Annotated in this window: 31 protein-coding genes; 18 read left to right on the top strand and 13 right to left on the bottom strand. The window is 67.9% G+C overall.

Annotation, left to right across the window (positions count from 1 at the left end; genetic code table 11):
• Nucleotides 1–52 precede the first annotated feature (52 nt).
• Entirely contained in the window at nt 53–1,036 is a 984-nt protein-coding gene (locus J2W78_RS11100) for a beta-propeller fold lactonase family protein (RefSeq protein WP_103711634.1), read from the top strand.
• A 79-nt stretch (nt 1,037–1,115) separates the two neighbouring features.
• On the top strand, nt 1,116–2,201 hold the full coding sequence (locus J2W78_RS11095) for a sulfite oxidase (RefSeq protein WP_103711633.1): 1,086 nt from the start codon (nt 1,116–1,118) through the stop codon (nt 2,199–2,201).
• 3 nt (nt 2,202–2,204) lie between these two features.
• On the opposite strand, the gene J2W78_RS11090 is transcribed toward J2W78_RS11095, so the two are convergent.
• The 6 genes from J2W78_RS11090 to J2W78_RS11065 all read right to left on the bottom strand — a co-directional run bounded on the left by J2W78_RS11090 (nt 2,205) and on the right by J2W78_RS11065 (nt 5,861).
• Nucleotides 2,205–2,576, bottom strand: a complete 372-nt coding sequence (locus tag J2W78_RS11090; RefSeq protein ID WP_103711632.1) for a YidH family protein — start codon at nt 2,574–2,576, stop codon at nt 2,205–2,207.
• Entirely contained in the window at nt 2,573–3,463 is an 891-nt protein-coding gene (locus J2W78_RS11085) for a LysR substrate-binding domain-containing protein (RefSeq protein ID WP_103711631.1), read from the bottom strand. The genes J2W78_RS11090 and J2W78_RS11085 overlap by 4 nt, the downstream gene beginning before the upstream one ends.
• Nucleotides 3,460–4,269 (bottom strand): anti-sigma factor family protein, encoded by an 810-nt coding sequence (locus tag J2W78_RS11080; RefSeq protein ID WP_103711630.1) that lies wholly within the window; start codon nt 4,267–4,269, stop codon nt 3,460–3,462. The genes J2W78_RS11085 and J2W78_RS11080 overlap by 4 nt, the downstream gene beginning before the upstream one ends.
• A complete protein-coding gene (locus J2W78_RS11075) occupies nt 4,266–4,775 on the bottom strand; it encodes an RNA polymerase sigma factor (RefSeq protein ID WP_103711629.1) in 510 nt (169 codons plus the stop codon). Before J2W78_RS11075 ends, J2W78_RS11080 begins: the two co-directional genes overlap by 4 nt.
• A gap of 13 nt (nt 4,776–4,788) precedes the next feature.
• Nucleotides 4,789–5,172, bottom strand: a complete 384-nt coding sequence (locus tag J2W78_RS11070) for a COG4315 family predicted lipoprotein (RefSeq protein ID WP_055882999.1) — start codon at nt 5,170–5,172, stop codon at nt 4,789–4,791.
• A 434-nt stretch (nt 5,173–5,606) separates the two neighbouring features.
• A complete protein-coding gene (locus J2W78_RS11065) occupies nt 5,607–5,861 on the bottom strand; it encodes a hypothetical protein (protein ID WP_103711628.1) in 255 nt (84 codons plus the stop codon).
• Between the two features lie 947 nt (nt 5,862–6,808).
• Here J2W78_RS11065 and J2W78_RS11060 point away from each other — a divergent pair.
• The 4 genes from J2W78_RS11060 (at nt 6,809) to J2W78_RS11045 (ending at nt 8,729) form a co-directional block, all read left to right on the top strand.
• On the top strand, nt 6,809–7,204 hold the full coding sequence (locus J2W78_RS11060; protein WP_253370569.1) for a hypothetical protein: 396 nt from the start codon (nt 6,809–6,811) through the stop codon (nt 7,202–7,204).
• Nucleotides 7,205–7,356: 152 nt separating this feature from the next.
• Nucleotides 7,357–7,629, top strand: coding sequence for a hypothetical protein (locus tag J2W78_RS11055; protein WP_253370567.1), 273 nt, complete (start codon nt 7,357–7,359; stop codon nt 7,627–7,629).
• 564 nt (nt 7,630–8,193) lie between these two features.
• The gene (locus tag J2W78_RS11050) at nt 8,194–8,412 is read left to right on the top strand and encodes a hypothetical protein (RefSeq protein WP_253370565.1); all 219 of its coding nucleotides are present in this window, start codon (nt 8,194–8,196) and stop codon (nt 8,410–8,412) included.
• Entirely contained in the window at nt 8,409–8,729 is a 321-nt protein-coding gene (locus tag J2W78_RS11045) for a hypothetical protein (RefSeq protein WP_253370563.1), read from the top strand. Before J2W78_RS11050 ends, J2W78_RS11045 begins: the two co-directional genes overlap by 4 nt.
• A gap of 138 nt (nt 8,730–8,867) precedes the next feature.
• Here J2W78_RS11045 and J2W78_RS11040 read toward each other — a convergent pair whose 3' ends face one another.
• Both J2W78_RS11040 and J2W78_RS11035 read right to left on the bottom strand, forming a co-directional pair.
• Nucleotides 8,868–9,914, bottom strand: coding sequence for an endonuclease/exonuclease/phosphatase family protein (locus J2W78_RS11040; RefSeq protein ID WP_253370560.1), 1,047 nt, complete (start codon nt 9,912–9,914; stop codon nt 8,868–8,870).
• Nucleotides 9,915–9,959: 45 nt separating this feature from the next.
• A complete protein-coding gene (locus tag J2W78_RS11035; protein ID WP_253370558.1) occupies nt 9,960–10,670 on the bottom strand; it encodes a L,D-transpeptidase in 711 nt (236 codons plus the stop codon).
• A 370-nt stretch (nt 10,671–11,040) separates the two neighbouring features.
• On the opposite strand from J2W78_RS11035, the gene J2W78_RS11030 reads away from it, so the two are divergent.
• The 3 genes from J2W78_RS11030 (at nt 11,041) to J2W78_RS11015 (ending at nt 12,832) form a co-directional block, all read left to right on the top strand.
• Nucleotides 11,041–11,403 carry a phage holin family protein gene (locus J2W78_RS11030; RefSeq protein ID WP_253370556.1) on the top strand — a complete coding sequence of 121 codons (363 nt, stop codon included), beginning with the start codon at nt 11,041–11,043 and terminating at the stop codon, nt 11,401–11,403.
• A gap of 220 nt (nt 11,404–11,623) precedes the next feature.
• Entirely contained in the window at nt 11,624–12,079 is a 456-nt protein-coding gene (locus J2W78_RS11025) for a cupredoxin domain-containing protein (protein WP_253370555.1), read from the top strand.
• Between the two features lie 459 nt (nt 12,080–12,538).
• Nucleotides 12,539–12,832, top strand: a complete 294-nt coding sequence (locus tag J2W78_RS11015; protein WP_253370551.1) for a hypothetical protein — start codon at nt 12,539–12,541, stop codon at nt 12,830–12,832.
• 418 nt (nt 12,833–13,250) lie between these two features.
• On the opposite strand, the gene J2W78_RS11010 is transcribed toward J2W78_RS11015, so the two are convergent.
• The gene (locus J2W78_RS11010; protein WP_253370549.1) at nt 13,251–13,442 is read right to left on the bottom strand and encodes a hypothetical protein; all 192 of its coding nucleotides are present in this window, start codon (nt 13,440–13,442) and stop codon (nt 13,251–13,253) included.
• 260 nt (nt 13,443–13,702) lie between these two features.
• Here J2W78_RS11010 and J2W78_RS11005 point away from each other — a divergent pair, with 260 nt between their 5' ends.
• The gene (locus J2W78_RS11005) at nt 13,703–13,909 is read left to right on the top strand and encodes a hypothetical protein (protein WP_253370547.1); all 207 of its coding nucleotides are present in this window, start codon (nt 13,703–13,705) and stop codon (nt 13,907–13,909) included.
• A gap of 52 nt (nt 13,910–13,961) precedes the next feature.
• On the opposite strand, the gene J2W78_RS11000 is transcribed toward J2W78_RS11005, so the two are convergent.
• The 3 genes from J2W78_RS11000 to mntR form a co-directional block, all read right to left on the bottom strand.
• Nucleotides 13,962–14,165 carry a hypothetical protein gene (locus tag J2W78_RS11000; protein WP_253370545.1) on the bottom strand — a complete coding sequence of 68 codons (204 nt, stop codon included), beginning with the start codon at nt 14,163–14,165 and terminating at the stop codon, nt 13,962–13,964.
• A gap of 84 nt (nt 14,166–14,249) precedes the next feature.
• Nucleotides 14,250–14,558, bottom strand: coding sequence for a hypothetical protein (locus J2W78_RS10995; protein ID WP_253370543.1), 309 nt, complete (start codon nt 14,556–14,558; stop codon nt 14,250–14,252).
• Nucleotides 14,559–14,626: 68 nt separating this feature from the next.
• Nucleotides 14,627–15,094 (bottom strand): manganese-binding transcriptional regulator MntR, encoded by a 468-nt coding sequence (gene mntR, locus J2W78_RS10990; RefSeq protein WP_253374019.1) that lies wholly within the window; start codon nt 15,092–15,094, stop codon nt 14,627–14,629.
• A 390-nt stretch (nt 15,095–15,484) separates the two neighbouring features.
• Between mntR and J2W78_RS10985 the strand changes: the two genes are divergently transcribed.
• A complete protein-coding gene (locus J2W78_RS10985; protein ID WP_253370541.1) occupies nt 15,485–16,819 on the top strand; it encodes an Nramp family divalent metal transporter in 1,335 nt (444 codons plus the stop codon).
• Between the two features lie 12 nt (nt 16,820–16,831).
• Here the strand turns inward: J2W78_RS10985 and J2W78_RS10980 are convergent, their stop codons facing one another.
• Entirely contained in the window at nt 16,832–17,722 is an 891-nt protein-coding gene (locus J2W78_RS10980) for a LysR family transcriptional regulator (RefSeq protein WP_253370539.1), read from the bottom strand.
• A gap of 176 nt (nt 17,723–17,898) precedes the next feature.
• On the opposite strand from J2W78_RS10980, the gene J2W78_RS10975 reads away from it, so the two are divergent.
• The 7 genes from J2W78_RS10975 (at nt 17,899) to J2W78_RS10945 (ending at nt 24,333) form a co-directional block, all read left to right on the top strand.
• Nucleotides 17,899–19,224: an SLC13 family permease gene (locus J2W78_RS10975; RefSeq protein WP_253370537.1), complete on the top strand. Its 1,326-nt coding sequence runs from the start codon at nt 17,899–17,901 to the stop codon at nt 19,222–19,224.
• 127 nt (nt 19,225–19,351) lie between these two features.
• Nucleotides 19,352–19,753, top strand: a complete 402-nt coding sequence (gene sdhC / locus J2W78_RS10970) for a succinate dehydrogenase, cytochrome b556 subunit (protein WP_253370535.1) — start codon at nt 19,352–19,354, stop codon at nt 19,751–19,753.
• A 9-nt stretch (nt 19,754–19,762) separates the two neighbouring features.
• A complete protein-coding gene (gene sdhD / locus J2W78_RS10965; protein WP_004446649.1) occupies nt 19,763–20,182 on the top strand; it encodes a succinate dehydrogenase, hydrophobic membrane anchor protein in 420 nt (139 codons plus the stop codon).
• Between the two features lie 29 nt (nt 20,183–20,211).
• Nucleotides 20,212–22,029: a succinate dehydrogenase flavoprotein subunit gene (gene sdhA, locus J2W78_RS10960; RefSeq protein WP_253370533.1), complete on the top strand. Its 1,818-nt coding sequence runs from the start codon at nt 20,212–20,214 to the stop codon at nt 22,027–22,029.
• 44 nt (nt 22,030–22,073) lie between these two features.
• Entirely contained in the window at nt 22,074–22,634 is a 561-nt protein-coding gene (locus J2W78_RS10955; RefSeq protein ID WP_367399418.1) for a hypothetical protein, read from the top strand.
• A 67-nt stretch (nt 22,635–22,701) separates the two neighbouring features.
• Nucleotides 22,702–23,526 carry a succinate dehydrogenase iron-sulfur subunit gene (locus J2W78_RS10950; protein WP_253370530.1) on the top strand — a complete coding sequence of 275 codons (825 nt, stop codon included), beginning with the start codon at nt 22,702–22,704 and terminating at the stop codon, nt 23,524–23,526.
• Nucleotides 23,527–23,769: 243 nt separating this feature from the next.
• Complete coding sequence (locus J2W78_RS10945; protein WP_253370528.1) at nt 23,770–24,333, top strand: AprI/Inh family metalloprotease inhibitor; 564 nt, start codon at nt 23,770–23,772, stop codon at nt 24,331–24,333.
• The last annotated feature ends 4 nt before the right edge of the window (nt 24,334–24,337 follow it).

The following is a 24,337-nucleotide window of genomic DNA, read 5'->3' as shown; positions in this document are numbered from 1 at the left end:
ACGGCCGGCCCCTGGCCGCCGAACGAGCGCGCATGCCCGAGAGACACGCTTCATGACCCATATCCGCACCAGCCTGCGCGCCCTCGTCGCCGGAGCCGCCTTGCTCCTCGCCCAGGGCCAGCCCGGGTTCGCCGCCGGTTTCGACGGGGCGATCAAGAACAACGCGCTGGCGCTGAACGCCGCCGGTACGGTCGCCGCTGTGTCGAACAGCGAAGAGAGCGCCGTCATCGTCTACGACGTCGCCAAGGGCACGGTGCTGCGCCGCCTCGACGGCTTCGTGACCCCGCGCAACATCGTGTTCGCGCCGGACGGCGCCCGCTTCTACGTCTCCGACAGCGGCACCGGCCGGATCACGGTCTACGAGACCGCCACCGGCAAGGAAGCCGGCGTTCTCGCCGCGGGCCCCGGCGCGTTCGGCACGGTGCTCTCGGCCGACGGGACCAAGCTCTACGTCAATAACGAGGCCGCGAGCACGCTGACCGTGTTCGACACCAAGACCATGCTCGCCGAGGCTGTGATCCCCGGCTTCGCGCAGCCGCGCCAGGGCGTGAAGTTGTCGCCGGACGGCAAGACCGTGTTCGTGACGAACTTCCTCGGCGACAAGATCACGTTGGTCGATACCGCCACCAACAAGATCACCGGCGAGATCGCCGGGTTCGACAAGCTGCGCGCCATCTCGATCACCAAGGACGGTAAGACGCTGTTTGCCGCCAACAGCGGCCGCAACACCATCGGCGTGGTCGATGTCGCCGCTCGTAAGGTCACCTCCGAGGTGGCAGTGGGCAAGGACCCCTACGGCGCCGCGCTGACCCCGGACGGGCACTTCGTCTATTCGGGCAACCTCAAGGACAACTCGCTCTCGGTGATCGACACCGGCACCCTCAAGGTCGTCGCCACGGTGACCGGCCTGAACGAGCCGCGCCAAGCGATCGCGTTCTCGGCCGACAACGCCCACGCCTACGTCCTCAACCGCGACCTTAGCGTCGCCGTGGTGGACCGGGCGAAGAACGCGGTCATCTCGACCATGAAGCCCTGAGGCAACGCGCGCCGGGTGCCTTCTCGGCTCCCGGCGCGTTCTCGTCGTCGACACGTCACGAACGCAGGACAAAGACCCCATGCTCGGCCTGTTCCAGCGCAAGGACCGCCTCATCGTCCACGGAAAGGCGCCCTACAACGCCGAGCCGCCGCTCGATCGCCTGCGCGCGGCCTTCCTGACTGATCAGGCCGACTTCTACGTCCGCAGCCACGGTGACATCCCGGACCTCGACGCCGACAGCTACCGCCTGATTATCGACGGGATGGTCGCGACGTCGCTCGACCTCTCGCTCGCCGATCTCAAGGAACGCTTCGCGCCCGTCACCGTCACGGCGGTGATGCAATGCGCCGGCAACCGCCGGGCCGACATGCTGGCAGTGGCGCCGGTCTCCGGCGACCCGTGGGCGCCCGGCGCCATCGGCAACGCGGAATGGACCGGGGTGCGCCTCGCCGAGGTGCTGCGCGCGGCCGGCCTCGACGCGGGGGGCGCACGTCACGTCGCCTTCGAGAGCCACGACCGGATCGCCCATACGGACACGCGCTTCGGCGCCTCGATCCCGCTCGCCAAGGCTCTCGCCCCCGAGACGCTGCTCGCCTTCGCGATGAACGGCGAGCCTCTCGCCCCCGAGCACGGTCACCCGCTGCGTGTTGTGGTGCCGGGCTTTGCCGGCATCCGCAGCCCGAAGTGGCTCGCCCGCATCACGGTGCAGGATCACCCCTCCAACAACCCGATGCAGGCCGACGACTACAAGCTGTTTCCGCCCGACGTGACCGCCGAGACCGCGGACCCCGCCCACGGCATCACCATCGAGGCGATGCCGCTCAACAGCGCGATCTGCGAGCCCGCCCGCGGCGCGGCGTTGAAGGCCGGCCGGCACGCGATCCGCGGCTACGCCATCGCCAGTGACCGCGCGGTCGCCCGCGTCGATGTCTCGACGGATGGCGGTCGCAGCTGGGCGCAGGCCCGGATCGACCGCGACGCCGACGCACCCTACGCCTGGACGTTCTGGGAGATCGAGCGCGAGCTGACGACCGGCGAGCACGAACTCGCGGTACGGGCCTGGGATTCCGCCGGCCAGACCCAGCCTGCGGCGCCGGACGACACCTGGAACTACAAGGGCTACCTCAGCGCCGCCTGGCACCGGGTGCGGGTCACGGTGGCCTGACCGTCACGCCCAGAGCAGGGCGGTGGCAGCGAGGCCCGAGATCGCAATCAGCAGGGCCGCGATCCCGACGGTGAGGAGGCGCGGCATCATCGGGATCTCGGCATGGGCGAGTCGCGCCCGGATCGCTCGGTCCCGCCATGCGGCGCCGGCGAACGAGGCGAGCGCACAGGCGATCAGCGTGAGCGACAGCACCTTCAGTGGCCAGACCGCCAGCACCTCTCGCAGGAAGCGCTGCGCGGCTAGGCCGACGCCGAGGAAGGCGAGCCCGGTGCGAAGCCACGCCACGAAGGTGCGCTCGGCTGCCAGCACCGTGCGGTCCTCGGCGAGCCTGACCCGCGGGTCGTCGGGGGGAACGGGTTTCGCGGGCTCGCTCATTCGGCATCCGCCGTTGCGATCAAATCGAGCAGCGCGTCGGCGGCCCGGCTGCGGTAGCGCTCCTTGTGGCGCAGTACCCGGAACGGCCGGCTCGGTAAGTCGAACGCCGCCCGTACCAGGGTCCCGGCTCGAAGCGCTGCGGCGACCACGGTCTCGGACAGCACGGCGGCCCCGCCCCCGGCCTCGACGGCGGCGCGGACCGCCTCGTTCGAGGGCAATTCGAGTGTGACTTGGAGTTGAGCCGCAGCGAGGCCGGCGTCCGTCAGCGCCGCCTCGAAAGCCGAGCGGGTTCCCGATCCCGCCTCGCGCAGCACCCAATTGGCCGTTGCGAGCTCCTTGGGTTCGAGGGCAGTAGCCCCGGCGAAGGGATGGCCAGGAGCGACTACGAGGACAAGCTGGTCTCGCGCGATGGTCGTGCTCGCGAGCGTCGGGTCGTCCAGCGCCCCCTCGACAAAGCCGAGTTCGGCCTGCCCCGCGCGCACCGCGTCGGCGGCGTCGGTGGTGTTGCCCACCGCCAGCCGGATAGCGATCTCGGGGTAGGCCCGGCGAAAGGCAACGAGATGGCGCGGCAGCCAGTCGCTGGCGATGGTCTGGCTGGCGTAAAGCGCCAACGTCCCTCGTCGCATGCCGCTGAGGTCTGCGAGCACCAGTTCGGCGGCCTCCGCCCGGGCGAGCACGGCACGGGCCTCGACAAGGAACGTGCGCCCCGCCTCGGTCAGCTCGATCCCGCGGCCGACCCGGTGGAACAACTTGGTGGCGTGACGCCCCTCGATATTGGCGATCGCCGTGCTGACCGCCGATTGGACGAGGTTCAGCGCCTCGGCGGCTCGGGTCACGTGCTGCCGCTCGGCCACCGCCACGAAGATGCGAAGCTGGTCGAGGGTCACGGCTGCAGCCTATCCGGCGCGAGGCCGCGGACCTGCGCATCAACCGCCTGCGCGACGGTCAACAGCCGGGCCTCGTCGGTCCGACCGGTGACGACGTAGGACATGCCGCCATCGACCCAGGAGAAAGCGGCGACGTCGCCCTCGCGGGCGAAGCGGAACACTGTGCGGCCATCCGCATCGCCCACGCGGCTGTAGAGCGTCAGCCGGGTGCCGTGGTCGTCGTCGTACATCAGCATCGCTGCGGATTCGGACCCAGCGGGCAACAACCGCCCGCCCATCAGGCGGAAGCCGTAGGCCGTGAGGTCGGGGGTGGTCACCGCCCGGCCGAGGCGCTTCGAGAGCCACGTCACAAGGTGCGGCTTCTCGTCGGCGCGCACCTCCACAGGATGCACCGCCTCGACCACGTAGGTGCGGAAGGCCGCCACTGCGTCGTCGGTCGCCGGCTCGGTTCGCGCGAGCGTGACCGTGGGTACCTGCCGCGCGGCATGGCCGAACCAGCCGGCGGCACCGCCGACCGCGAGGCAGAACACGGCCGCAGCCGCGACCGGAAGCCAGCGCCCGGTTATTGGGCTATGTCGCGAGCGGATGTTGGCCACCCGGAGCCGCGCCGGGATCGCCTCCTCGGCAATCGGCGCGAGGCGGGTACGCAAGCGCTCGCGCAGGGCGCGATCCGCCGAGACCTCGGCCGCCCGCGCGGGGTTTCCCCTGAGCCATGCCTCGACCAGCGCCTGCCGCTCCGGTTCAAGATGACCGTCGATCAGGCCGTGCAGGTCGTCCTCGCCGACCGGGCGCGGATCCCCGCTCATTTCACCCTCCTCAACAAGCCGGTTCGGCCCGTTTCCAGAAAACTTCGCATCCGCTCCCGCGCTCGGCTTAACCGCGACATCACCGTGCCCAGCGGTACTCCGAGCACCTGCGCCGCTTCCGCATAAGACAGATCCTCGACCGCGACGAGCAGTAGCACTGAGCGCTGCTCCTCGGGCAGGGCGTCGAGTCCGGCGAGCACGTCGCGTGCCCCCATAACGGCCTCGGGGTCGGCACCCGGATCGGGCACCTGCTCCAAAGCCTCAGCGCCGACATCGATGCCGCGCCGGCCCCGGCGTCGAACAGTGCCGAGGAACAGGTTGCGCTCGATCGTGAACAGCCAGGCTCGCAGGTCGCCGTCGCGGCGACGTCCGGACCAGCCGGACAACGCCCGCTCCAGGGTGTCCTGGACGAGGTCATCCGCCGCTTCGCGGTCCCGCAACAGTGCGACTGCGTAGCGCCGCAACGCTGGGATCTGCGGTTCGATGAGGGCGGCGATCTCGTCCACGAGGCTTTACCGATCAGGGCTTGGCGATGTGCCACGCGCCGTTGAGGAATCCGTCGCCGGTGATGTCGCCGGGCTTCGTATCCTTGGCGAAGGTGTAGAGCGGCTTGCCCTTGTAGGCCCACTGCATCGTCCCGTCGTCCCGCGTCACCATCGTCCAGTCGCCACTAGCAGCCGAGCCGGAGGCGGCCATCAGTGCCGGCCAGTTGGCGGCGCAGGGGCCGTTGCACATCGACTTGCCGCCCATGTCCTTGTCGAAGGTGTAGAGGGTCATGCTCTTGGAATCGACGAGCGCCGGCCCCTTGGCAGTCTCGGCCGTCATCGCAGGCGCAGCGGCCTGGGCGGCGACGGCGGAGAAGGCGAAGGCCGCAAAGGCAGCGCGGATCAGCATGGTGTGCATGAGTGAGGTCTCCGGCGGTCGACCATGACCGCATCGGGAGAGATGCCGAACGGGCGCGTCTATTCCACTGACACACGAAAAAGATTGGTGACGTCAGCGTGACCGCCGACTCGTCCTCAACCACGGCATACGGCCGTCACCCAGGAGCAGTCAGAGGAATGATGCGGCGGCGTCACCACTCTGAAAGGCGGAGATCCGAGATCATGCCCTCGCACGGCGAGATCGACTGCAACGTCTGCTTTCAAGAGATACGTTGGCTTGCTCTTACGGCGTAGTTGGGTCGGAAGCAGCCCCTCGCGGCGGGTACCAAGCGTCAGATTTCGACCACTAGGAGGAGGTCGTTGAGCCCGCGGAGGTGGCTCTCGGGAGTGTTCGTCGGGCGCATCCGTTGAGTCTGACGCGCCCGCGTTTCCGAACGGTTAAGCGGATCGCGCCTATCGGACGGGATCACCCCACGGGCAGGTCGCATCGAGCTCCCGAAACAGGTCGTCGGGCAGCACGGGAAAACCGCTGACGAGGGCCTCCACGGTGTCATGATGGCTGAACCCATCCGAGGCGCGCCAGACCCATCCCTCGGCAAGCTCGTCCTCCCAGGTGCCCTCCCAGGAAACCGGCTCGACCGTGTAGCCGAGGTGGAACGCGTAGGCCGTGAGGACGGCCTGGCGAAGGGGCGAGATCGAGTCTGACATTGGATACCTCCGCCCCGGAGGATGCCACCTCGGCCGGGCCGGTGCGATCAAGTGAGTGGATGACTCCCGAAAAATTCCGGGTGGCCCGCGTGGCCTGGAACGGGACACGGGTGCGGTGGCAGGCTGGTCCCGTGATGCCCCAAGGGCCGGCTGCGAGCCGGCATCCCGCATCGCCGACCACCCCGCCGGACCCCGTCCGAGTGGGGCCTAAACACGTCATCCGGTCCCGCAATCGGTCCCGCGAATGGCTGGAAGAGGCGTTTCCCCTAGGGCGGCGTGGATGGGGCCAGACCGTTATGAGCGGTCGGCTCTAACCATTGAGCTACAGGCCCTAACCGTTTCCGATCAGATACTTGGACTTGCCTCCGGGCTCCGGCGACAGATTGCTCTACCGAAATCCCCATAGAAGCCCTGGGTGTGAGTAGCCGGGGAGAGAGCTTCCGGCAAGTCTCCCGCACGCTGCGCTGGCCGCGCTGTGCAACGCGGGATAGGCTTGCGCCATGGGCGATCCCAGCCCCTCGCCAACCCCGCGCAGTGTGCCAGGATCCAATCTGAGCAAAAGGTCTGCAACGCGATGATCAGAAAGCGATCGACCGATCTGCGGACTTCCGTAGCGGCCCGAGCGGCAGCGATCAGGCGAGGTGCGGTCGGAGCCTCGCCGTTGGTGCGCTGGGCGTCGGCGCTTTTGCGATCGGGCAGCTTTCGGTCGAGCGAGCCCGGTTTGGCCGCCTGGAGATCGGCGAACTCACGGTCGATCGGCTTCGCATCCGACGTGAGGAGTGACGCCAATCTCCGTTGGTGAATGAGCGCCCTCGAAACCTTCGGTGCCGGCATGGGCCGTACTCTGTGCGTGCAGGGCGGGTGCAGCTCTTTTCGCCTGCGATCGGCAAGGCTGAGGTAAGCAACGGAATCTATGTCGGCCGGCCCCGTCGCAGCCGGCAGCACCGATGCTCCTTCCCGAACTTGCGCCCGACCCGCTCCCGCCCCAAGCAGCCGAATGGCGCAAAGCCTTCGGCGCACTCCGTCCGACTGCACCACCCTGCCGGCATCTCGGCACCACGGCCTGGGCGAACATTCACGAGGCCTGCACCGACTTCATCGAGCGCTTCGGCGCCGAGGCCGTGCGCCTGGGCTGGACCGCGCCGCAGATTTTCGGCGTCCATCCCGAGCACGGTACGCTGCGCGTCGATTGGTGCGGGGTGATGATCACGGGAGGACACAAGGCGATCGGCATCGAGCCGAGCCGGATTCTGTTCGGCAATGTGAGCGGCTACCGCAACACGCCCGGCGTACCGACCGGCCTGCCGATCTGGGAGTTCGCGGCCCGTCGCGGGGGGAAGTGACCGACGACGCACCAGACGCTCTTGGAGGACATTCCGACGAAGTGGCCACAGGTTCGTCGAAAGAATGCGCGCGACAACAAAGACCGAGAGACGCCGGCCTGATGCCATCAGGTCGGATACGGCTCTCGTCGAGCCCGAGATCGCGACCGCCGGTGAGCACGCCGCCCCACATCAATGGAACGGCGGCCGGCTGGAGCATCATCCCGAAAGGTGGTTGCCGGCTTTCGGAAGATGAGGATGCAAAAACAAAAGGCGAGAGCATCGTCTTGGATCCGATATCCAGGACGATGCTCTATCGTGCGGGCGCTCCGGAGGATGCGGGCGGCTTCGAGGAGCGAAGCTTCGAAGGCGCACCCGGCTCGGCCGGATCGGGGCAGGCACCGGCCTGCGCTCCCGTTTCGCAGGCCGTCTTCGGTTCGGCGTGACCGAGGCGTGTCGTCGCCGCCGCACTCGACAGCACGAGAACGACCGCAACGAGCAGGCGGTACAGAGGGAGACCGATCATCGTCGTGGCTCGGGCGGGGACGAGAATGGCGGGATCAGCGCGGCTGCGGCGCGGGCATGCGAATCGTGACCATCTGGCCGCTGATCGGATCGAAGACGGTGAGAGTCATCGCGGATGCTCGTGAATGTGGCGGGATCGACGTGTCCGGCTAACGCCTTTGTCCGCGATGGTTTCCGCGCCCTGTTCGGATGTGGTTAGCTATCCGTTAAGGCTGATCCGTCGGGGAGCGCCGCCTCACCAGGGCAGGAAGCGATCGGAAGCCGGTCGCCCGGCCACCATGAATGCGATCGCGCCGACAACACCTGCAAGCACGACAAAAACCTCGGCCCCGAACATGCTTTCCCCCTCGGCCCGGCTTGGGCGAGGTGCGTCTGGAGCAAGGTTGAGGCGGCAACGCGACCCGCGAAGCGTCCTCTTCGTCGCAGCCGGGGTGGCGGGGACAAGAACCGCTCGCATCGCCTGATCCCCGAACGTAGGTTGCGGAATGCTCGCTGCCCGCTGCATCCACTACATCGGCTTCAAGGACGACCGCTACTGGAACGCCTTCCGGATCTGGGGCGGCCCCACGATGATCCATCGGCGCTGGGACCGCATTGCCAAGCACGACATCGGCTCGGACGACGTGGCGATCTTCGCCGAAGGCGATGAGCACCAGCCATTGGCGGACTACAACGCGACCGACATCGACGAGCGATGGCTATGACGAACATCATCCGCCCCAACTTCGGTGGCCGCGACCGCCAAGCTGAGCCATCCACGGCGGACGCCGTCGAGGCGTACGAGCCGATCCACGTCTACGGGAGCGCGGCGGGCTATCTCGTGGCTCTGCTGGAGGACGCACACGGGCCCGAAGGGCGATGCCTCAAGGTCGTCACCGGCTCCGTCGGCGGAAACGTGTTCGAGACCGTCGCCGCGACGCCCGCCACGGACGAAGGACGCATCGATGCCGATATGGCCGCCATGGCGGTTCTGCGCGCGCTGGAAATCGTCGAGCAAGGCAGCGGGCCGGCCTCTGCCTGAGGCGCTGCGGGGTCAACGAAAACGCCGTGTCGGCTCCGCTACGCAAGGTTCAGGGAAGCGCGGTCCCGCAGCCTTGAAGACATCCCGCGTGCTGGCCTTCGGCCCCCTCGAAGGTGGCGCCGTCGATTGCTCCCTCCATCACTGCACCGCCTCGATCGCCTTCTGGGCATCCCGATGGTCCTGCTCGGAGGCTTCGGGTGCGTCTTGTTGCGCCGGTGCCTGCGGCGCCCGGCATAGATCGACCCAGATCGGGAAATGATCGGACCCGACATCGTTCAGGCGCTGCATGTCGCTCAAGAGAAAATGCTCGCTGAAGAAGATGTGGTCGAGGGGCCAGCGTGCAAACGGATATTGCGCATGGAAGGTCGAGAACAGGCCGCGCCCCTGACGGGGATCGAGAAGGCCGCTGATGTTCTGGAACAGTCGATTCGTGTGTGACCAGGCCACGTCGTTGAGGTCGCCGGCGACGATGGTCGACCCCTTGGTTTTCGCGACCTCTCGGGCGACCACGACGAGCTCGGCATCGCGCGGCGCGCTGCTATGGCCCGGATGGGGTGGCCGTGGGTGCAGCCCGTAGAACGTGACCGGCTCGCCGCTGGGCAGAACCACCGTTGTGCGTAACGACGGAACGTCCTCCTGCAGCAGGAAGCGGATCGTCGGATCGCGCAAGGGAAGGCGGGAGTAGAACAGCAGCCCGTAGGTATTGTCCTGCGGATGTTCGACGCGATGCGGATAATGCGCGCGCAGCGGAGCCATCGCAGCGTGCCATCCCGCATCGGTTTCGAGCAACAACACCAGATCGGGCGTCTTGGCAGCGATAAGATCGAGGGCCGAACCGTACGCGCGGTTCGATTGGAGGACGTTGAGGACGAGGAGGCTGACACGGTCACCCGCGTGGCACGAACCGGCTGCCTTTGCCTGGGGCGCCGCCACGCGCGTGAACGGCAGGATGTAGCTGGCTTGCAGGGCAAGAGCTGCGACCATGGCGACGGCCAGAGTCAGAGCCGTGCCGTCCCGGGAGATCGCGAGAAGCCCGACGCTGCTGACAGCCAGCGCAACCGCGATCTGAAGCCGGGGAAAGTCCAGGCTGCGGATGATACCAAAGTTCGTCGGGATCAAGGGTAGCAACGTCGCGACAACCAGCAGTAGCGCGACAATTTTCAAGGCGATCGACAAATAAGCCAAGTCTCTTCCAATCAATCGGAGCCCAACCAGCGCCGATGCATGCCGCTATGCCGGCAGGACCACGACTTTCGTCTTCACCGGAGTTCGCGCGTAGAGGTGGATCATATCCTGACTGAGCAAGCCGACACAGCCGCTCGTGATGCCACTTCCGATCGATTCGGGGTCGCTGCTGGCGTAGATCGTGTAGAGCGTGTAGGCGCCGCCCTGATAGAGGTGCAGGGTGCGGGCACCGAGCGGGTTGTCGAGGCCGCCCGGCATCCCACGGGCGTATTGAGCGGCCTCGGGCTGGCGCCGGATCATCTCTTTAGGCGGCGTCCAAGTGGCCCATTCGGACTTGCGACCGACATACGCGTCGCCGCTCCACAAGAACCCCTCGCGTCCAACATTGGCGCCGTAGCGGGTGGCGGAACCGTCGCCCTCGACGCGGTAGACGTAGTAGTTGCGCGGGTCGACGATGATCGTCCCGGCCGCTTCCTTGGTTTCGTAGCGAACCGTCCGGCGATAATACTTCGGATTGACCTTGCTGATATCGACCGCCGGGATCGGGAATTTCTCGTCCGGCATCGGCCCGTAGACCTTCGCCGCATCGGCGAGCATCGTGCCGTCGGACGTCACGCAACCGCCGAGCCCGAATGCGCCGAGGGTGGCGGCCGAGCCGACCAGAAACGAGCGGCGGCCAAGACGGCGGGACCGGCATCCGAGCAAAGCCATCTCGTCCGAACCGCCGGCGTCGGCGGGCGCACCATCCATCGTCATGCTTTTAGGGCTTTCCATATCCTGCGGCCCGATGGGCGATGCATCGGCATACACCCGGTCATCGTAAGGCCAAGCTGAGAGTGCGGCGACTCGGGCCGCCTGGCAAGTGCGGCGCTCGCTGCCTCGGCAACGCGGCCGGCCGCTCGGCTCCGAAACGCGAACGGCCGGTAAGCGCCCGGTTCGCGCGGCTCGATGCGCGACGACTGTCGCGCGGCGCACCGGCGGCGAACCTTTGTAGCGAGCGCTGCCGGTGCGGATGTCGCCCTAAGGAAGCTTCGCGCTAGCTGTAGGCCGCGGGCCGCTTTGAGGACCGCGCGGACTCTCGTGCCTGCGAAGGACGAGAGGCTCGGGGAACGGTGAGGACACACCCTTGAACGAACAGACCAGTCAAAAAGGTCAGCCGGACGAAGATCCTCGCACCACCGCCGTCCTGATCCTCGTCGCGATACGCGAGGCCGGCACCCACCTTGGCAAGCTGCTCCGGCTGGCGCGAACGGAAGTCCGCGGCAACCTCCGTGTGCTTGCCCTGCTTGTTCTACTGTTCGGCGGGGCGCTGCTGCTGGTCCTCACCGCGCTGGTCCTGTTTCTAATCTCCCTGCGGGACGCAGTGGCCGCGCTGATCGGCAACGAGGCGCTGGCGGCGGTGATCGTGGCCATGCCGTTCGCCGCAGCCAGCGCGATTCTGACCTATCTCGGCGTTAGATGGATGAGCCTACGCGCGCCGGAGGCCTGAGCTGTCCGCCGAGGGCGGTAAACGGACCCTGGCACGCACCAAGTCTGGCAGCGCCTTCATCGTGAGATAGGCAGAAATCCCGCGGTTGCCCTCCCGGCTTCGTGCCCTGCCAGTCGACGGATGCCACGAACCTGCCCCGCCCTGGGGCAGCCTGCGGCGTCACGTCCAGGAACAGGCAGTCGGCGTTCGCCTTGCCCCTCCAACTCCCAGGGAGATCGATGTGAGACGATACGCCGTAAGAACGCTGGGCACCCTGTGCCTCATGCTGTCCGCCAACCTCGCCCATGCGGAAGGAAAGCCGCTGCCCCCGCCAGCCTCTGACGGGCAGCCCGTCATGGAACTGACGATGGAGAAAAAGGATGGCAAGATCGTCTGCTCGCCCGCCGAGCTTCGCTTGCCCGCGAATACGAATGCCGAGCTACGGGTGATCAACAAAGCCGACCAGCCCGTGACCCTGACCATGGATGGCCAGTTCGAGAACGGCCTCGTGCAGCATGTGGACGGTAACCAGGGCCACTCCGCGAGCGAGAAGGGGTACACCATCAAGCTGAACGGCAAAGCAACGCTCAAGTTCAGGACGATGGCGGCGGGCGAACATCCCTACGGATGCACGGGCGTGAACAGCCAGAGCGATCCCTTCGTGGGTCAGTACATTCTCGTTCCGCCGGCCGGCTGAGGCGCAGAGGCGATCGAACAGCCCCGGAACCGAGCCTGCCGCCGAGGTTTGGCTCGGTATCGTATCCCACCCGCAAGCGAGGAACGCCATGTCAAGCGACACCCAAAAGCATCACGAACTCCTCAGTGCCGTCAGAGCGGCTCAGGGCAGGCAGGACGGGTCCTTTGAAACGGCTGTGACACGCGCTTTCGAACACGTCTTCGAGCACTTGGAGCGGCTGAACTCCCACGTTTCGACCGGTGGTTCCGAGGGTGAAGAGCGGCCGCTCAAGCCAGACGAGTCTCCGACGCTTCGCTGACTGGCGGGGATCTCATACCGAACCCGGTTGATCCCTTCGGGATGGCGGATTTGGGCGTCAGCGGGATCCCATCGCGCCGGGGCGATTCGGGCGATGGCCTGAACGAACCGGGCAACCCCGGCGTTGATCCTGCTCAACGACGAACAGGGATGGAAACGACCATGCAGACCAAGACAATCGTGCTTGCCACAGCGCTGACACTCGCCTTTTCGGGAGCCGCTCTGGCCCAAACCCCTTCCGGCGGCGGAAGTGCGGAGGGCAACATGAACAACCCAGGCAGCGTGAAGAGCAATTCCGACAAGAGCATGGAGCGCGCAACGGGATCGACGACCGGCAGCACGACCGGGACCGGCATGGCCCCGGCGGCGCCTGGTGCCGCTGGCGGCACGTCCGGCGGCAGCATGGGCACCGGTACAGGCACCAGCGGTGCCGGTGGTGCGGCGGGCGGTCGCTGACCGATTCACGGCGAGATGAGCTTGGGAGGGTCGGCGAGATGCCGGCCCTCATTTGTCGGAATCCCTTGCTCACTTGGCCATCTTGGAGTGGCGTGGGCCCGCCCTTACCCTCCACCAAGACCGTTGCTTTGCAAGTAATGTCTTCCGATGGCAGGGTCGGGATGGCAGCCTTCAAGATAAAAGCCGTTTAACCCGTTCCTATTGTGGCACAGCATCGATCCCATCAGGAAACGTCGAGCGAGGATACGGAGAGAACGTCCGGCACAAATCGTGCGATCACAGCATTTCACGCCCTCACTTCGGCTATCCGCCTTGAGGGTTCAAAGAGAACCGAGCACAAATGACTTGCTTCCCGCGCTATGCGTGAGCCGTTGCGGACATCGACACCGCGCTAGACCCGCAGGCGTGCGTTCCGCAATCAGCGTTTCGACTTCCGGTCGTCCGGTGTCTCCGGCTTGAAATCCTTCGAGGGATCGGGGTTGTCCTCGGGCTTGAGCGTCGCCCCGGACGTGCCTTTGCCGGGGTGACCCGTCTGCTCGTCGATGTTTCCGAGTGCGCCGCCCTTGTGCGTCTTGTCGGCGTCTGCACCCGGCTTCTCCGGCTTCCTCATGACGTTCTCCCGTTCGCAGCGCGAAGCGCTTCAAGCCGGAGAACGCGCAGCAAGCCTCAAGGAACCATCTCTTCGGCACTATGGTGCAGATTTGATCGGCCGGACTCGATATACCGCTCGCCGGGCAGCGGTGATGCCCCCGACATCACGATCGCCGAAGAGGCCTCGCGAAGCCTCCGGTCCGCGACACGTTCGACTTCGGGACGGCTCGCGATCCAGGAGCGGCGGCCCTATCTTCGTGCACCGAACAGGAGAACGTCATGCGCTATACCGTTCACTGGACCGCCCCTTCGGGTCCTTCCATGGAACCGCACGCCCTCGGGGCGAGGGCCGCCGAGCGGGCCATGACCTTTGCGAGCATGGGCGCCTCGGAGGTCTACGTGGAGACCAGCGACGGACGGGTGTTTCGGGCGCCGGCGCAGATGGCCGCCCTGGTTCAGTACGCGCAGACCGCCGACGCCGAGTAGCGCCGAAGCGGAGGGCGGCAATGCCCACGGCCCACCTTCCGAGGAGAGCCGGTCAGGAGCCGACGAGCTGCCATTCGAAGACGAGTTGGCGAAGCCGTGTCTGAGCGGCGCGGCGGGCCTCGTCGAAGGTCGCGTAGCTCTGGGCGGCGTAGCGCCGTGGCTCCCCCCTCTCGACGATGGAGCAGACGAAGCGGCCCGGACGCCGCCAGCAGGGCCTCACATCGATGGAGTAGGGATGGTCGTTCCGGTCAGCCATGCGGGCATGGTGCCATGCCCTGCGGCAGCGACCAAGGCGCGACGCGGGGCAATGTTCACGTTCACAGGCTGCGGGGCGGCGACCTCAGGTCTCTTCCTGATCCTGCGCGGGACGTAAGGAGCGCTCGATCGTCTCCAGAACGGTCGTTGCGAGCACCGCATCCGGATCGTCGCGGAACAGCACGTCGCGCAGCATGGCGAGGTAGCCTTCGAGGCGCTCGTCGTAGTGATCGGAATCGATCGAACGCAGCACGCTGGCCAGGAAGCCCACCGCCATCTGGTGGGCCACCTGCTTGGCGCCGAGTTCGGCGAGCCCTTCGGCGAGGTTCGTTACCGCCGCGTCGTGCCGGGCGCTGACAGCGGCGAGCGCCGTCAGTTGCTGGGTCTGGTCCATCGGATCGGGTCCTCGGAAGCACGTCGAGAGGGAGGGTGGGACGCGCGCGGCGCGGTCAGGATCGAAGCTTACAGCTTCGCGTCGGCGAAGCGGCGGAACGCTTCCAGCGTCTCGGCGCTGACATGGTGCTCGATCCCCTCCGCGTCGCGCCGCGCCGTCTCGGCACTGACGCCCACGGCGCGCAGGAAGCGCTCGACGATGCGGTGGCGTTCCCGCGACTGCTCGGCCAAAGCCTGCCCCGCCGGGGTAAGGAACACGCCGCGATAGGGTCGCTGCTGCACGAGGCCGTCCTCGGCGAGCCGCTTGAGCATCTTGGCGACCGTCGGCTGGGCCACGCCGAGGCGGGCGGCGATATCGACCTGCCGGGCCTCGCCGCCATCGCCGATCAGGTCGGCGATCAGCTCGACGTAATCCTCGACGAGTTCGAGACGGCGCGCCTCGCGGGCCTGACGGAAGCTCTCGACATGGACCTCCGCATCGACGAGCGGCGCATCCGCCCCCGCCGGGTGCGCCTCGGGTGCCGGCTTCTGCCCCATCTCTCGCCCCATATCTCGCGATGCGTCCTGCATGAGGCGGCGGGCTCCTCCATTTCGGGCGCGGCCTGATTGGCGCACGCCTCGTAGGGTCGTCAAACGGCTTCGCGAAACACCCGGCGCACGGATCGCGCCGCGGCAGATGCGACGGCAAGCGCGATCGATCCGCCCGGTGTCTCGTAGGTACCGTGCCGACGTGTTTAACCTATGCGCCCCACGGCCGGGAACCCGGCTGGAAGGCCCTTGATCTCAGCTTCGGCACAGCTTTATAGCTGAGGCTATAAGGCTATGCCGTGCGTGCGGACACTGATGGCGCGCACGGCTCTCCTGCCGGCCCGCTCCGTCGGAGCGAGGGGCAGGGGACACAGGCCCCCGATGCGAATGGAAGCGGTGATGGATCAGGTTCGGCCGGCACCGCCCGGGCAAGCCCCTGCGGAACCGAGCCTCGGCGCGCTCAACGGCAGCGTGCCGGTGCGGGCGGGCGGCTCCTGGCTCTGGCGTCTCTTCGCCTTCATCGGGCCGGGCTACATGATCTCGGTCGGCTACATGGACCCGGGCAACTGGGCCACCGACATCGCCGGCGGCGCCCAGTTCGGCTACACGCTGCTCTCCGTCATCCTGCTCTCGAACCTGATGGCGATCGTGCTGCAGGCGCTGGCCGCGCGGCTCGGCATCGCCACCGGCCTCGACCTCGCCCAGGCCTGCCGCGAGCGGACCTCCCGGCCCGTCTCCATCGCCCTGTGGCTGATCTGCGAGGCGGCGATCATCGCCTGCGACCTCGCCGAGGTGATCGGCACGGCCATCGCCCTCAAGCTCCTGTTCGGCATCCCGCTGACGCTGGGCGCGATCATCACGGCCCTCGACGTGTTCGTGGTGCTGCTGCTGCTGCGCCGGGGCTTTCGAGCGCTGGAGGCCTTCGTGATCGGCCTCCTGACAATCATCTTCGTCTGCTTCGGCCTGCAGATCGCGATGGCCGCGCCGCCGATCCAGGCGGTGCTCGGCGGCTTCGTGCCCTCGCGGGAGATCGTGACCAACCCAGCCGCGCTCTACATCGCCATCGGCATCATCGGCGCGACCGTGATGCCGCACAACCTCTACCTCCATTCCTCGATCGTGCAGACGCGCGCCTATCCCCGCACCGATGAAGGCCGGCGCGAGGCCCTGCGCTTCGCCGTCACCGATTCGACGGTGGCGCTGATGCTCGCTTTGTTCGTCAACGCCGCGATCCTGATCATGGCCGCCTCCGTGTTCCATGCGGGCGGGCGCACCGATGTCGAGGAGATCGAGCAGGCCTACGAGCTGCTCTCGCCGCTCCTCGGCGTCGGCCTCGCCTCGACGCTGTTCGCCGTGGCGCTGCTGGCGTCCGGCCTCAACTCGACGGTGACGGCCACGCTCGCCGGCCAGATCGTGATGGAAGGCTTCCTGCGGCTGCGCCTGCCGCCCTTCGCCCGGCGGCTGGTGACGCGTGGCATCGCCATCGTTCCCGTCGTGGTCGTCACCGCGCTCTACGGCGAGCAGGGCACGGCCCGGCTCCTCGTGCTGAGCCAAGTGGTGCTGTCGATGCAACTGCCGTTCGCGGTGATCCCGCTGGTGCGCTTCGTCTCCGACCGGCGGCTGATGGGCCCTCTCGTAATCCCCGGCTGGCTGAACGGGCTGTCCTGGGTCATCGCCGGCATCATCGTGGTGCTGAATGTGAAGCTCTTGGTCGACACGCTCGCCGGCACCTGATCCGACGGCGCCTCACGCCTCGGCGGCACGCAGATGCGCCACGAAATCCTGCGCGAAGGGCGGCAGGCCTGCGAGATCCCGCAGGCAGAGCTTGAGGTCGCGCGCCGCCCAGGGATCCTCCAGCGGGACGGGCGCGATGCCCATGGTGCGCTTGGCCCGCCGCGCCGTGGTCTCCGGCACGATGCCGAGGCCGACGCCGCATTCCACGAGGCGGCAGACCGCATCGAAGCTGCGCAACTGCACCCGCAGCCGCATCGGCCGGCCGATGCGGGCGGCCTTGGCCGCGAGGAAACGGGTCAGCGCGCTCGGCCGGTCGAGGCCGACGAGGTCGTGCTCCAGCACCTCCGCGAAACCGAGGCTGTCGCGGCCCGCGAGCGGGTGGCCGGCGGCGACCACCACCACGAAGCGGTCGTGGCGGAAGGGGAAGGTCTGGAGCGTGCCGGTATCGACGGTGCCCGCGACGATGCCGAGATCGGCCGCCCCGTCGGCGACCATGCCGACGATCTCGTCGGATGTCCGCTCCTCGATATCGACGCTGACGCGGGTGTGCAGGGCGAGGTAGGCGGAAAGCGCCTCGGGCAGGAATTCGGTGAGCGCATTGGTGTTCGACAAAACCCGGATCTGGCCGACCGCGCCGCCCGCGAACACGGAGAGATCGCCTTGCAGCCGCTCGATCTGGCCCATGATCTCGCGGGCATGCGCCAGCAGGGTGCGGCCGGCGGGCGTCACCGTCACGCCCTGGCGCCCGCGCAGGAGGAGAGCCGCGCCGAGCGACGCCTCCATCGCCCGCACCCGCGCCGAGGCGGCAGCAAGCGCGAGGTTCGCCCGCTCGGCCCCATGGGTGATCGAACCGGCCTCGACGACGTGGCGGAACAGGTTCAGATCGACGAGATCGAAGCGCATCACAGGATGAATTCGACAAGGCGCTCTCAGGCCCGCATTCGCGTGGGATGGAGCGAGGAAGGGTGATGAAGCCTATCACGAGAGCGTGAGACTGGCACCCGCCTTCGCGAGCGGCGAAGGCACCCACCACGAAAGCCGAATTGCGAACGCTTCCAATTCGCGTTTGAAGCGCGCCCATGAGCGCGGCAACCGCCAGCATTTTCGGAGCACAAGGCACGGTCGTCGCGGCCGGGGACCTGCTCGTGCTGTGCATGGGGCTGTGGGCGACCGGGCTCGTGGCCGAGATCGTCACCGCGCTGATGTTCTTCGCGCTGGCGATGCTGCTCAAGCTCGCCCCGGCGCAGACGGTGTTTTCGGGCTTTGCCTCCGCCGCCTTCTGGCTGGTGACGAGCGGCATGGTGGTCGGGCTCGCCATGAACCGCACCGGGCTGGGCGACCGCCTCGCGCGGATGCTGGCGGCGCGGCTGCCGGCTTCCTATCCGGGATTCGTCGCGGGCCTCGTCGCCTTCTCCTTCGCACTGGCCTTCGTCATGCCGTCCAATCTCGGGCGCATCGCCCTGATGGTGCCGGTGGTCATCGCCCTGTGCGACGCCTTCGGGCTGGAGGCCGGGCGCCCGGGCCGGACGGGAGCGCTGCTCGCCTTCGGTGTCGCCACGCCGATGCTCTCGGCGGCGATCCTGCCGGCCAACGTGCCGAACCTCGTCATGGCCGGCACCGCCGAGACGCTGTTCGACATCCATCTGAGCTATCTGCCGTACCTGTTTCTGCACGCTCCGGTTCTCGGCCTCGTCAAGGGCGCGCTGCTCGTCGCCTGCACGATCCTGATCTTTCCCGATCGCCTCGACGAGACGCGGCCCGAACTGCCGCCGCTGCCCCCGTTATCGGCTGCGGAGCGGCGCCTCTCGGTGATCCTCTCGGTGATGCTGGCGCTTTGGTTGAGCGACGGCTGGCACGGCATCCCGCCGGCCTGGATCGGGCTCGCGGCCGCGGTGATCTGCCTGCTGCCGCGCGTCGGCGTCCTGTCGTCCCAGAGCTTCGGCGAGATCCCGCTGCGGACCTGCTTCTACGTCGCCGCCCTGTTCGGGCTGACGGCGGTGGTCAACGAGACCGGGCTCGGGGCCGATCTCGGCCACGCGCTGCTCTCGGTCGCGCCGCTGGAGCCGGGCGCGCCCGCCAAGAACTTCGCCACCCTGACCGGCCTGTCGATCGGCTTCCTGTTCACCGCCACCGCCAACGGCGCGCCCGCCCTCTACACGGCACTGGCGGAGGAGTTTTCGCGGGCCAGCGGCTTCGACCTGATGAGCGTGCTGATGGTGCAGGTGGTCGGCTACTCGACGCTGTTCCTGCCCTATCAGGCGCCGCCGATCATCATGACGATGGATCTCGGCCGCCTGTCTCTGGCCGATGCGACCAAACTCACCCTCGCCACGGGCATCGCCTCGCTGCTGATCGCGACCCCGCTCGCCTATTTCTGGTTCAGGCTGACCGGGAGACTGGCGTGAGACAGATCCGCGCGATCGTCAGCTTGACCAATGCTGCACCGCAGCACCGGCATTGCCGGCCGGAGCCGGCCGCCCTAACCCTTCCCTGGAATTTATCCAGTCTTCGACGCGAGGATCGTGAGCCGCGATGAACCCTACCGTCAGACCTACGGTCGCCCAGCCGCTCTCGCCCCATCTCCAGATCTACCGCTGGACCTGGACCATGGCGATGTCGGTGTTCCACCGCATCACCGGCACGGCGCTCTACGGCGGCACCTTCCTCGTTGCGGTCTGGCTGGTGGCGCTCGCCTCCGGTCCGCGCGCCTACGACACGGTGGCGTGGTTCTTCGGCTCGTGGGCCGGGCGCGCCATCCTGTTCGCCTATACCTGGGTGCTGCTGCACCACATGCTCGGCGGCCTCCGCCACTTCATCTGGGATGCCGGCTACGGCTTCGACCGTGACCGCCGCCTGGCGCTCGCCCGCGCCACGCTGATCGGCTCCGTCATCCTGACCGTCGTGATCTGGGCGGTCGCCCTGCTCGTTCGCTGAGGCTTGCCCATGTCCCAGGTCGACAACCGCCAGAACACCGCGCTCTCCATGCGCACGCCCCGCGCCCGAGTGAAGGGGCTGGGCGCATCGGGCCACGGCGCCGGCCATTTCTGGCTGCAGCGCCTGACCGGCGCCTCGAACGCGCTCCTGATGCTCGCCTTCGTCGTCATCATCGCGCTGATGGCCGGGCGGACCTACCCGCAGGCCGTCGCGCTGGTGTCGCACCCGCTCGTTGCGATCATCCTGATCCTGGCCGTGGTGTCGGTGACGATCCACATGCGTCTGGGCATGCAGACGGTCATCGAGGACTACGTGCACAGCCACGGCCTCAAGTTCGCGGCGCTCATCGCCAACACCTTCTACGCGGTCGCGGTGGCCGCCGCCTGCCTCTACGCGATCCTCCGCGTGAGCCTGGGCGGCCTCGCCTGATCGTCGTCCCGGAACCAAGGATTCACGCCATGGCCTCCAACGGAACCAACGGCGGCGCCCCCGCCTACGCCATCATCGACCATACCTTCGACGTGGTGATCGTCGGCGCCGGCGGCGCGGGCCTGCGCGCCACGGTCGGCTGCTCCCAGGCCGGCCTGCGCACCGCCTGCATCACCAAGGTGTTCCCGACGCGCTCGCACACCGTGGCAGCGCAGGGCGGCATCTCCGCCTCGCTCGGCAATATGGGCCCGGACGACTGGCGCTGGCACATGTACGACACCGTCAAAGGCTCGGACTGGCTCGGCGACCAGGACGCGATCGAGTACCTCGTCCGCAACGCGCCGGCCGCGGTGTATGAGCTGGAGCACTGGGGCGTCCCGTTCTCGCGGACCGACGAAGGAAAAATCTACCAGCGGCCGTTCGGCGGCATGACCACCGATTACGGCAAGGGCACCGCCCAACGCACCTGCGCCGCGGCCGACCGCACCGGCCACGCCATGCTCCACACGCTCTACGGGCAGGCGGTGAAGAACAAGACCCAGTTCTTCATCGAGTACTTCGCCCTCGACCTGATCATGGACGAGGACGGCCGCTGCCGCGGCGTGATGGCGATCGATCAGGCCACCGGCGAGATCCACCGCTTCCGCGCCCAGCAGACCATCCTCGCCACCGGCGGCTACGGCCGCGCCTACTTCTCGGCGACCTCGGCCCACACCTGCACCGGTGACGGCAACGCCATGGTGCTGCGCGCCGGCCTGCCACTGCAGGACATGGAGTTCGTGCAGTTCCACCCCACCGGCATCTACGGCGCCGGCTGCCTCATTACGGAAGGGGCGCGCGGCGAGGGCGGCTACCTCACCAACTCCGAGGGCGAGCGCTTCATGGAGCGCTACGCCCCCTCGGCCAAGGACCTCGCCTCCCGCGACGTGGTCTCGCGCTCGATGACGATGGAGATCCGCGACGGCCGCGGCGTCGGCAAGGAAGGCGACCACATCTTCCTGCACCTCGACCACCTCGACCCGAAGATCCTGCACGAGCGCCTGCCCGGCATTTCGGAGAGCGCGAAGATCTTCGCGGGCGTGGACGTGACCAAGGAGCCGATCCCGGTCCTGCCGACGGTCCACTACAACATGGGCGGCATCCCGACGAACTTCCACGGCGAGGTGCTGACCCTGAAGAACGGCAACCCCGACACGGTGGTGCCGGGCCTGATGGCGCTGGGCGAGGCGGCCTGCGTCTCGGTGCACGGCGCCAACCGCCTCGGCTCGAACTCGCTGATCGACCTCGTGGTGTTCGGGCGGGCCGCGGGTCTGCGCTGCGCCGACATCGTCGAGCCCGACGCCCGTCAGCCGGAACTGCCGAAGGGCTCGGCCGACAAGGCGCTCTCACGCCTCGACCGCTTCCGCTACGCCGACGGCGGCACCCCGACCGCGCAGTTGCGCGACCGGATGCAGCGGACGATGCAGAACAACTGCGCCGTCTTCCGTACCGGCGAGGTGCTGGAGGAGGGCAAGGGCCTGATCCACGACGTCTGGCGCGGTGTCGCCGACATCGCGATCACCGACCGTTCGCTGGTGTGGAACACCGATCTGCTCGAGACCCTGGAGTTCGACAACCTGATCGGTCAGGCGGTCGTGACCATGGAATCGGCGGTCAACCGCAAGGAAAGCCGCGGCGCGCATGCCCGCGAAGACTTCCCCGATCGCGACGACAAGGAGTGGATGAAGCACACGCTCGCGTGGCTCGACCAATCCAAGCACGGCGTCGAGATCGATTACCGCCCGGTCCACACCTACACGATGTCGAACGACATCCAGTACATCGAGCCGAAGGCGCGGGTGTACTGATGCAGCCCGCGGCGCAGTCGGTCGAACGGGAAGCGGCGGGGGCGATGATCCCGGCCTCCCGTCGCCTCGTGCAGGCCGTCCTGTCCGCCGCGGTGGGGTTGCTGCTGATCGTGTCGGCAACGGCGCGGGGACCGGACTTCGACTTCCCGGCCGAAGTCGCCGGCTTCAGTCGCGGCCCCCGCACGGATTACGAGGCCCGCGCGCCGGGTCTCGGCTACTCCGTCGTCTACACGAACGGGCGCTGGAAGGCGGACGTCTACGTCTACGATGCCGGTGTGGCGAACATCCCCGACGGGCCGTCTTCCCCTGCCGTCACCGGGCAGCTCGCGCAGGCGGCCGGCGACGTCAGGACGGCGGTGGCGCAGGGCATCTACCGCGGCAGCGAGGATCGCGGCGCGGTGCGCCTGCTGGGAGAGGCGGGCGCCAAGTTCACCTGCCGCGCCTTCACCATCGATCACCCGGCCCTCGGCCCCACCGAGAGCCTACTCTGCCTCACCGGTCTGCGCGGCCGATTCGTGAAGTTCCGCCTGTCCGGCCCGGCCGCGAAGCAGCCTCCGAAGGCGGAGGCCGAGCGGTTCATGACCGGCTGGCTCGACCGGCAATAGGATCTTCGAAACTCGGAGCGCGCCGCAAGGCCGCCGCACCCAAAGGCACAGGGACAAGGCACAGGACATGGCCCAGTTCAATCTTCCCAAGAACTCCCAGGTCACCGAAGGCCGGACCTGGCCGGCGCCGGACGGCGCCAAGAACCTCCAGACATTCCGGATCTACCGCTGGAACCCGGATGACGGGAAGAACCCGCGCATCGACACCTACAAGGTCGATCGCGATGATTGCGGGCCGATGGTCCTCGACGCCCTGCTCTGGATCAAGAACAAGGTCGATCCGACGCTGGTCTTCCGCCGTTCCTGCCGCGAGGGCATCTGCGGCTCCTGCGCCATGAACATCGAGGGCCAGAACGCGCTCGCCTGCACCATGGGCATCGACGAGTGCAAGAGCCCCGACAACGCCCTGCCGTTCCTGACCCGCAAGGACAAGGACGGGGCGGTGAAGATCTACCCGCTGCCGCACATGCCGGTCCTGAAGGACCTCGTGCCGGATCTCACCAACTTCTACGCCCAGCACGCGTCGATCGAGCCGTGGCTCCAGACCGAGACGCCCGCGCCCGAGAAGGAGTGGAAGCAGACGCCCGAGGATCGCGCCCGGCTCGACGGCCTCTACGAGTGCATCCTGTGCGCCTGCTGCACCACGAGCTGCCCGAGCTACTGGTGGAACGGCGACAAGTTCCTCGGTCCGGCCGCCCTGCTCCAGGCCTATCGCTGGCTGATCGACAGCCGAGACGAGAACACCGGTGAGCGCCTCGACGGGCTGCACGACCCGTTCCGGCTCTACCGCTGCCACACGATCATGAACTGCGCCAACACCTGCCCGAAGAACCTCAACCCGGCCAAGGCCATCGCCGAGATCAAGAAGATGATGGTCGAGCGCGAGGTCTGATTTCCTCGCCGCGGGACAACCGCCGAGATGATGTTCGAGAGCCGCGCCAGACCCCGGCGCGGCTCTCGTCGTTTCGGCCCCCGACGGGCGGCGCTCATCGACTGAGGCAGGGCCGCCACACCGCCGCAAAAACCTGGGCGTGTACGGCTTTTCCCGAGTTCGGCGTGCAGCCTGCCTTGCCGCAAGCGCATTTGGCCCTGAGGGCAAGCGCGACCGTTGCGTGTTTGGGGTGAGGGGTCTTTGATGACGCGTGGGTTCCTGTCGAAAGCCGCCTGTCTCGCGCTGGCCGCGAGCGTCAGCGCCTGCGCCTCCAATCGCTTCGAGGGGCCCCGCGAGCGTCCGCGGCCGCAGGCGGCGCTCGAACCCGCCACGCCCGCACTGCCCGCCGGCACGGTGACGAGCGAGCCGCTTGCGCCCCCGCCGGGCACCTCCGCCGCGCCGGGCGAGCCGCCGCCCCCGAGCGTCGCCGCGGCGCCCTCGCAGGCGATCGAGCCGCCGCCCCCGCCCGCTCCGCCGCCTGTTATCGCGACCGGCCGCTCCTCCGTGGTGGGCGCGTGGAACGCCACCGATGCGGCGGGAAGCTGCAAGGTGTCGCTGTCGAGCACGCCTTCGCTCGACCTCTACAAGGCCTCGGCCGCGGGCTGCGGCAACAAGGATCTCGCCAAGGTCTCGGCCTGGGATTTCCGCGACGGAGAGGTCTACCTCTACCAGCCGGGCGGCACCGTCACCGCGCGTCTGCGGCAGGCCGGCGGCGGTCTCGAAGGTGCGCTCTCGAAATCCGGCGCGCAGCTTTCGATGGCGCGCTGAGGAA

Source organism: Methylorubrum extorquens (assembly GCF_024169925.1).
In the GTDB taxonomy this organism is placed as follows: domain Bacteria; phylum Pseudomonadota; class Alphaproteobacteria; order Rhizobiales; family Beijerinckiaceae; genus Methylobacterium; species Methylobacterium extorquens_A.
This window is presented reverse-complemented; position numbering and strand designations above follow the sequence as displayed.

Coding starts and splice junctions, on each gene's coding strand:
- sdhC (WP_253370535.1), top strand. CDS start 19,352: ATGAACCCTACCGTCAGACCTACGGTCGCCCAGCCGCTCTCGCCCCAT.
- J2W78_RS11100 (WP_103711634.1), top strand. CDS start 53: ATGACCCATATCCGCACCAGCCTGCGCGCCCTCGTCGCCGGAGCCGCC.
- J2W78_RS11015 (WP_253370551.1), top strand. CDS start 12,539: ATGCAGACCAAGACAATCGTGCTTGCCACAGCGCTGACACTCGCCTTT.
- J2W78_RS10950 (WP_253370530.1), top strand. CDS start 22,702: ATGGCCCAGTTCAATCTTCCCAAGAACTCCCAGGTCACCGAAGGCCGG.
- J2W78_RS11070 (WP_055882999.1), bottom strand. CDS start 5,172: ATGCACACCATGCTGATCCGCGCTGCCTTTGCGGCCTTCGCCTTCTCC.
- sdhD (WP_004446649.1), top strand. CDS start 19,763: ATGTCCCAGGTCGACAACCGCCAGAACACCGCGCTCTCCATGCGCACG.
- J2W78_RS10975 (WP_253370537.1), top strand. CDS start 17,899: ATGAGCGCGGCAACCGCCAGCATTTTCGGAGCACAAGGCACGGTCGTC.
- mntR (WP_253374019.1), bottom strand. CDS start 15,094: ATGGGGCAGAAGCCGGCACCCGAGGCGCACCCGGCGGGGGCGGATGCG.
- J2W78_RS10945 (WP_253370528.1), top strand. CDS start 23,770: ATGACGCGTGGGTTCCTGTCGAAAGCCGCCTGTCTCGCGCTGGCCGCG.
- J2W78_RS10955 (WP_367399418.1), top strand. CDS start 22,074: ATGATCCCGGCCTCCCGTCGCCTCGTGCAGGCCGTCCTGTCCGCCGCG.
- J2W78_RS11045 (WP_253370563.1), top strand. CDS start 8,409: ATGACGAACATCATCCGCCCCAACTTCGGTGGCCGCGACCGCCAAGCT.
- J2W78_RS10985 (WP_253370541.1), top strand. CDS start 15,485: ATGGATCAGGTTCGGCCGGCACCGCCCGGGCAAGCCCCTGCGGAACCG.
- J2W78_RS10995 (WP_253370543.1), bottom strand. CDS start 14,558: ATGGACCAGACCCAGCAACTGACGGCGCTCGCCGCTGTCAGCGCCCGG.
- J2W78_RS11050 (WP_253370565.1), top strand. CDS start 8,194: ATGCTCGCTGCCCGCTGCATCCACTACATCGGCTTCAAGGACGACCGC.
- J2W78_RS11065 (WP_103711628.1), bottom strand. CDS start 5,861: ATGTCAGACTCGATCTCGCCCCTTCGCCAGGCCGTCCTCACGGCCTAC.
- J2W78_RS11095 (WP_103711633.1), top strand. CDS start 1,116: ATGCTCGGCCTGTTCCAGCGCAAGGACCGCCTCATCGTCCACGGAAAG.
- J2W78_RS11000 (WP_253370545.1), bottom strand. CDS start 14,165: ATGGCTGACCGGAACGACCATCCCTACTCCATCGATGTGAGGCCCTGC.
- J2W78_RS11010 (WP_253370549.1), bottom strand. CDS start 13,442: ATGAGGAAGCCGGAGAAGCCGGGTGCAGACGCCGACAAGACGCACAAG.
- J2W78_RS11090 (WP_103711632.1), bottom strand. CDS start 2,576: ATGAGCGAGCCCGCGAAACCCGTTCCCCCCGACGACCCGCGGGTCAGG.
- J2W78_RS11005 (WP_253370547.1), top strand. CDS start 13,703: ATGCGCTATACCGTTCACTGGACCGCCCCTTCGGGTCCTTCCATGGAA.
- sdhA (WP_253370533.1), top strand. CDS start 20,212: ATGGCCTCCAACGGAACCAACGGCGGCGCCCCCGCCTACGCCATCATC.
- J2W78_RS11035 (WP_253370558.1), bottom strand. CDS start 10,670: ATGACGATGGATGGTGCGCCCGCCGACGCCGGCGGTTCGGACGAGATG.
- J2W78_RS11080 (WP_103711630.1), bottom strand. CDS start 4,269: ATGAGCGGGGATCCGCGCCCGGTCGGCGAGGACGACCTGCACGGCCTG.
- J2W78_RS11060 (WP_253370569.1), top strand. CDS start 6,809: ATGCTCCTTCCCGAACTTGCGCCCGACCCGCTCCCGCCCCAAGCAGCC.
- J2W78_RS10980 (WP_253370539.1), bottom strand. CDS start 17,722: ATGCGCTTCGATCTCGTCGATCTGAACCTGTTCCGCCACGTCGTCGAG.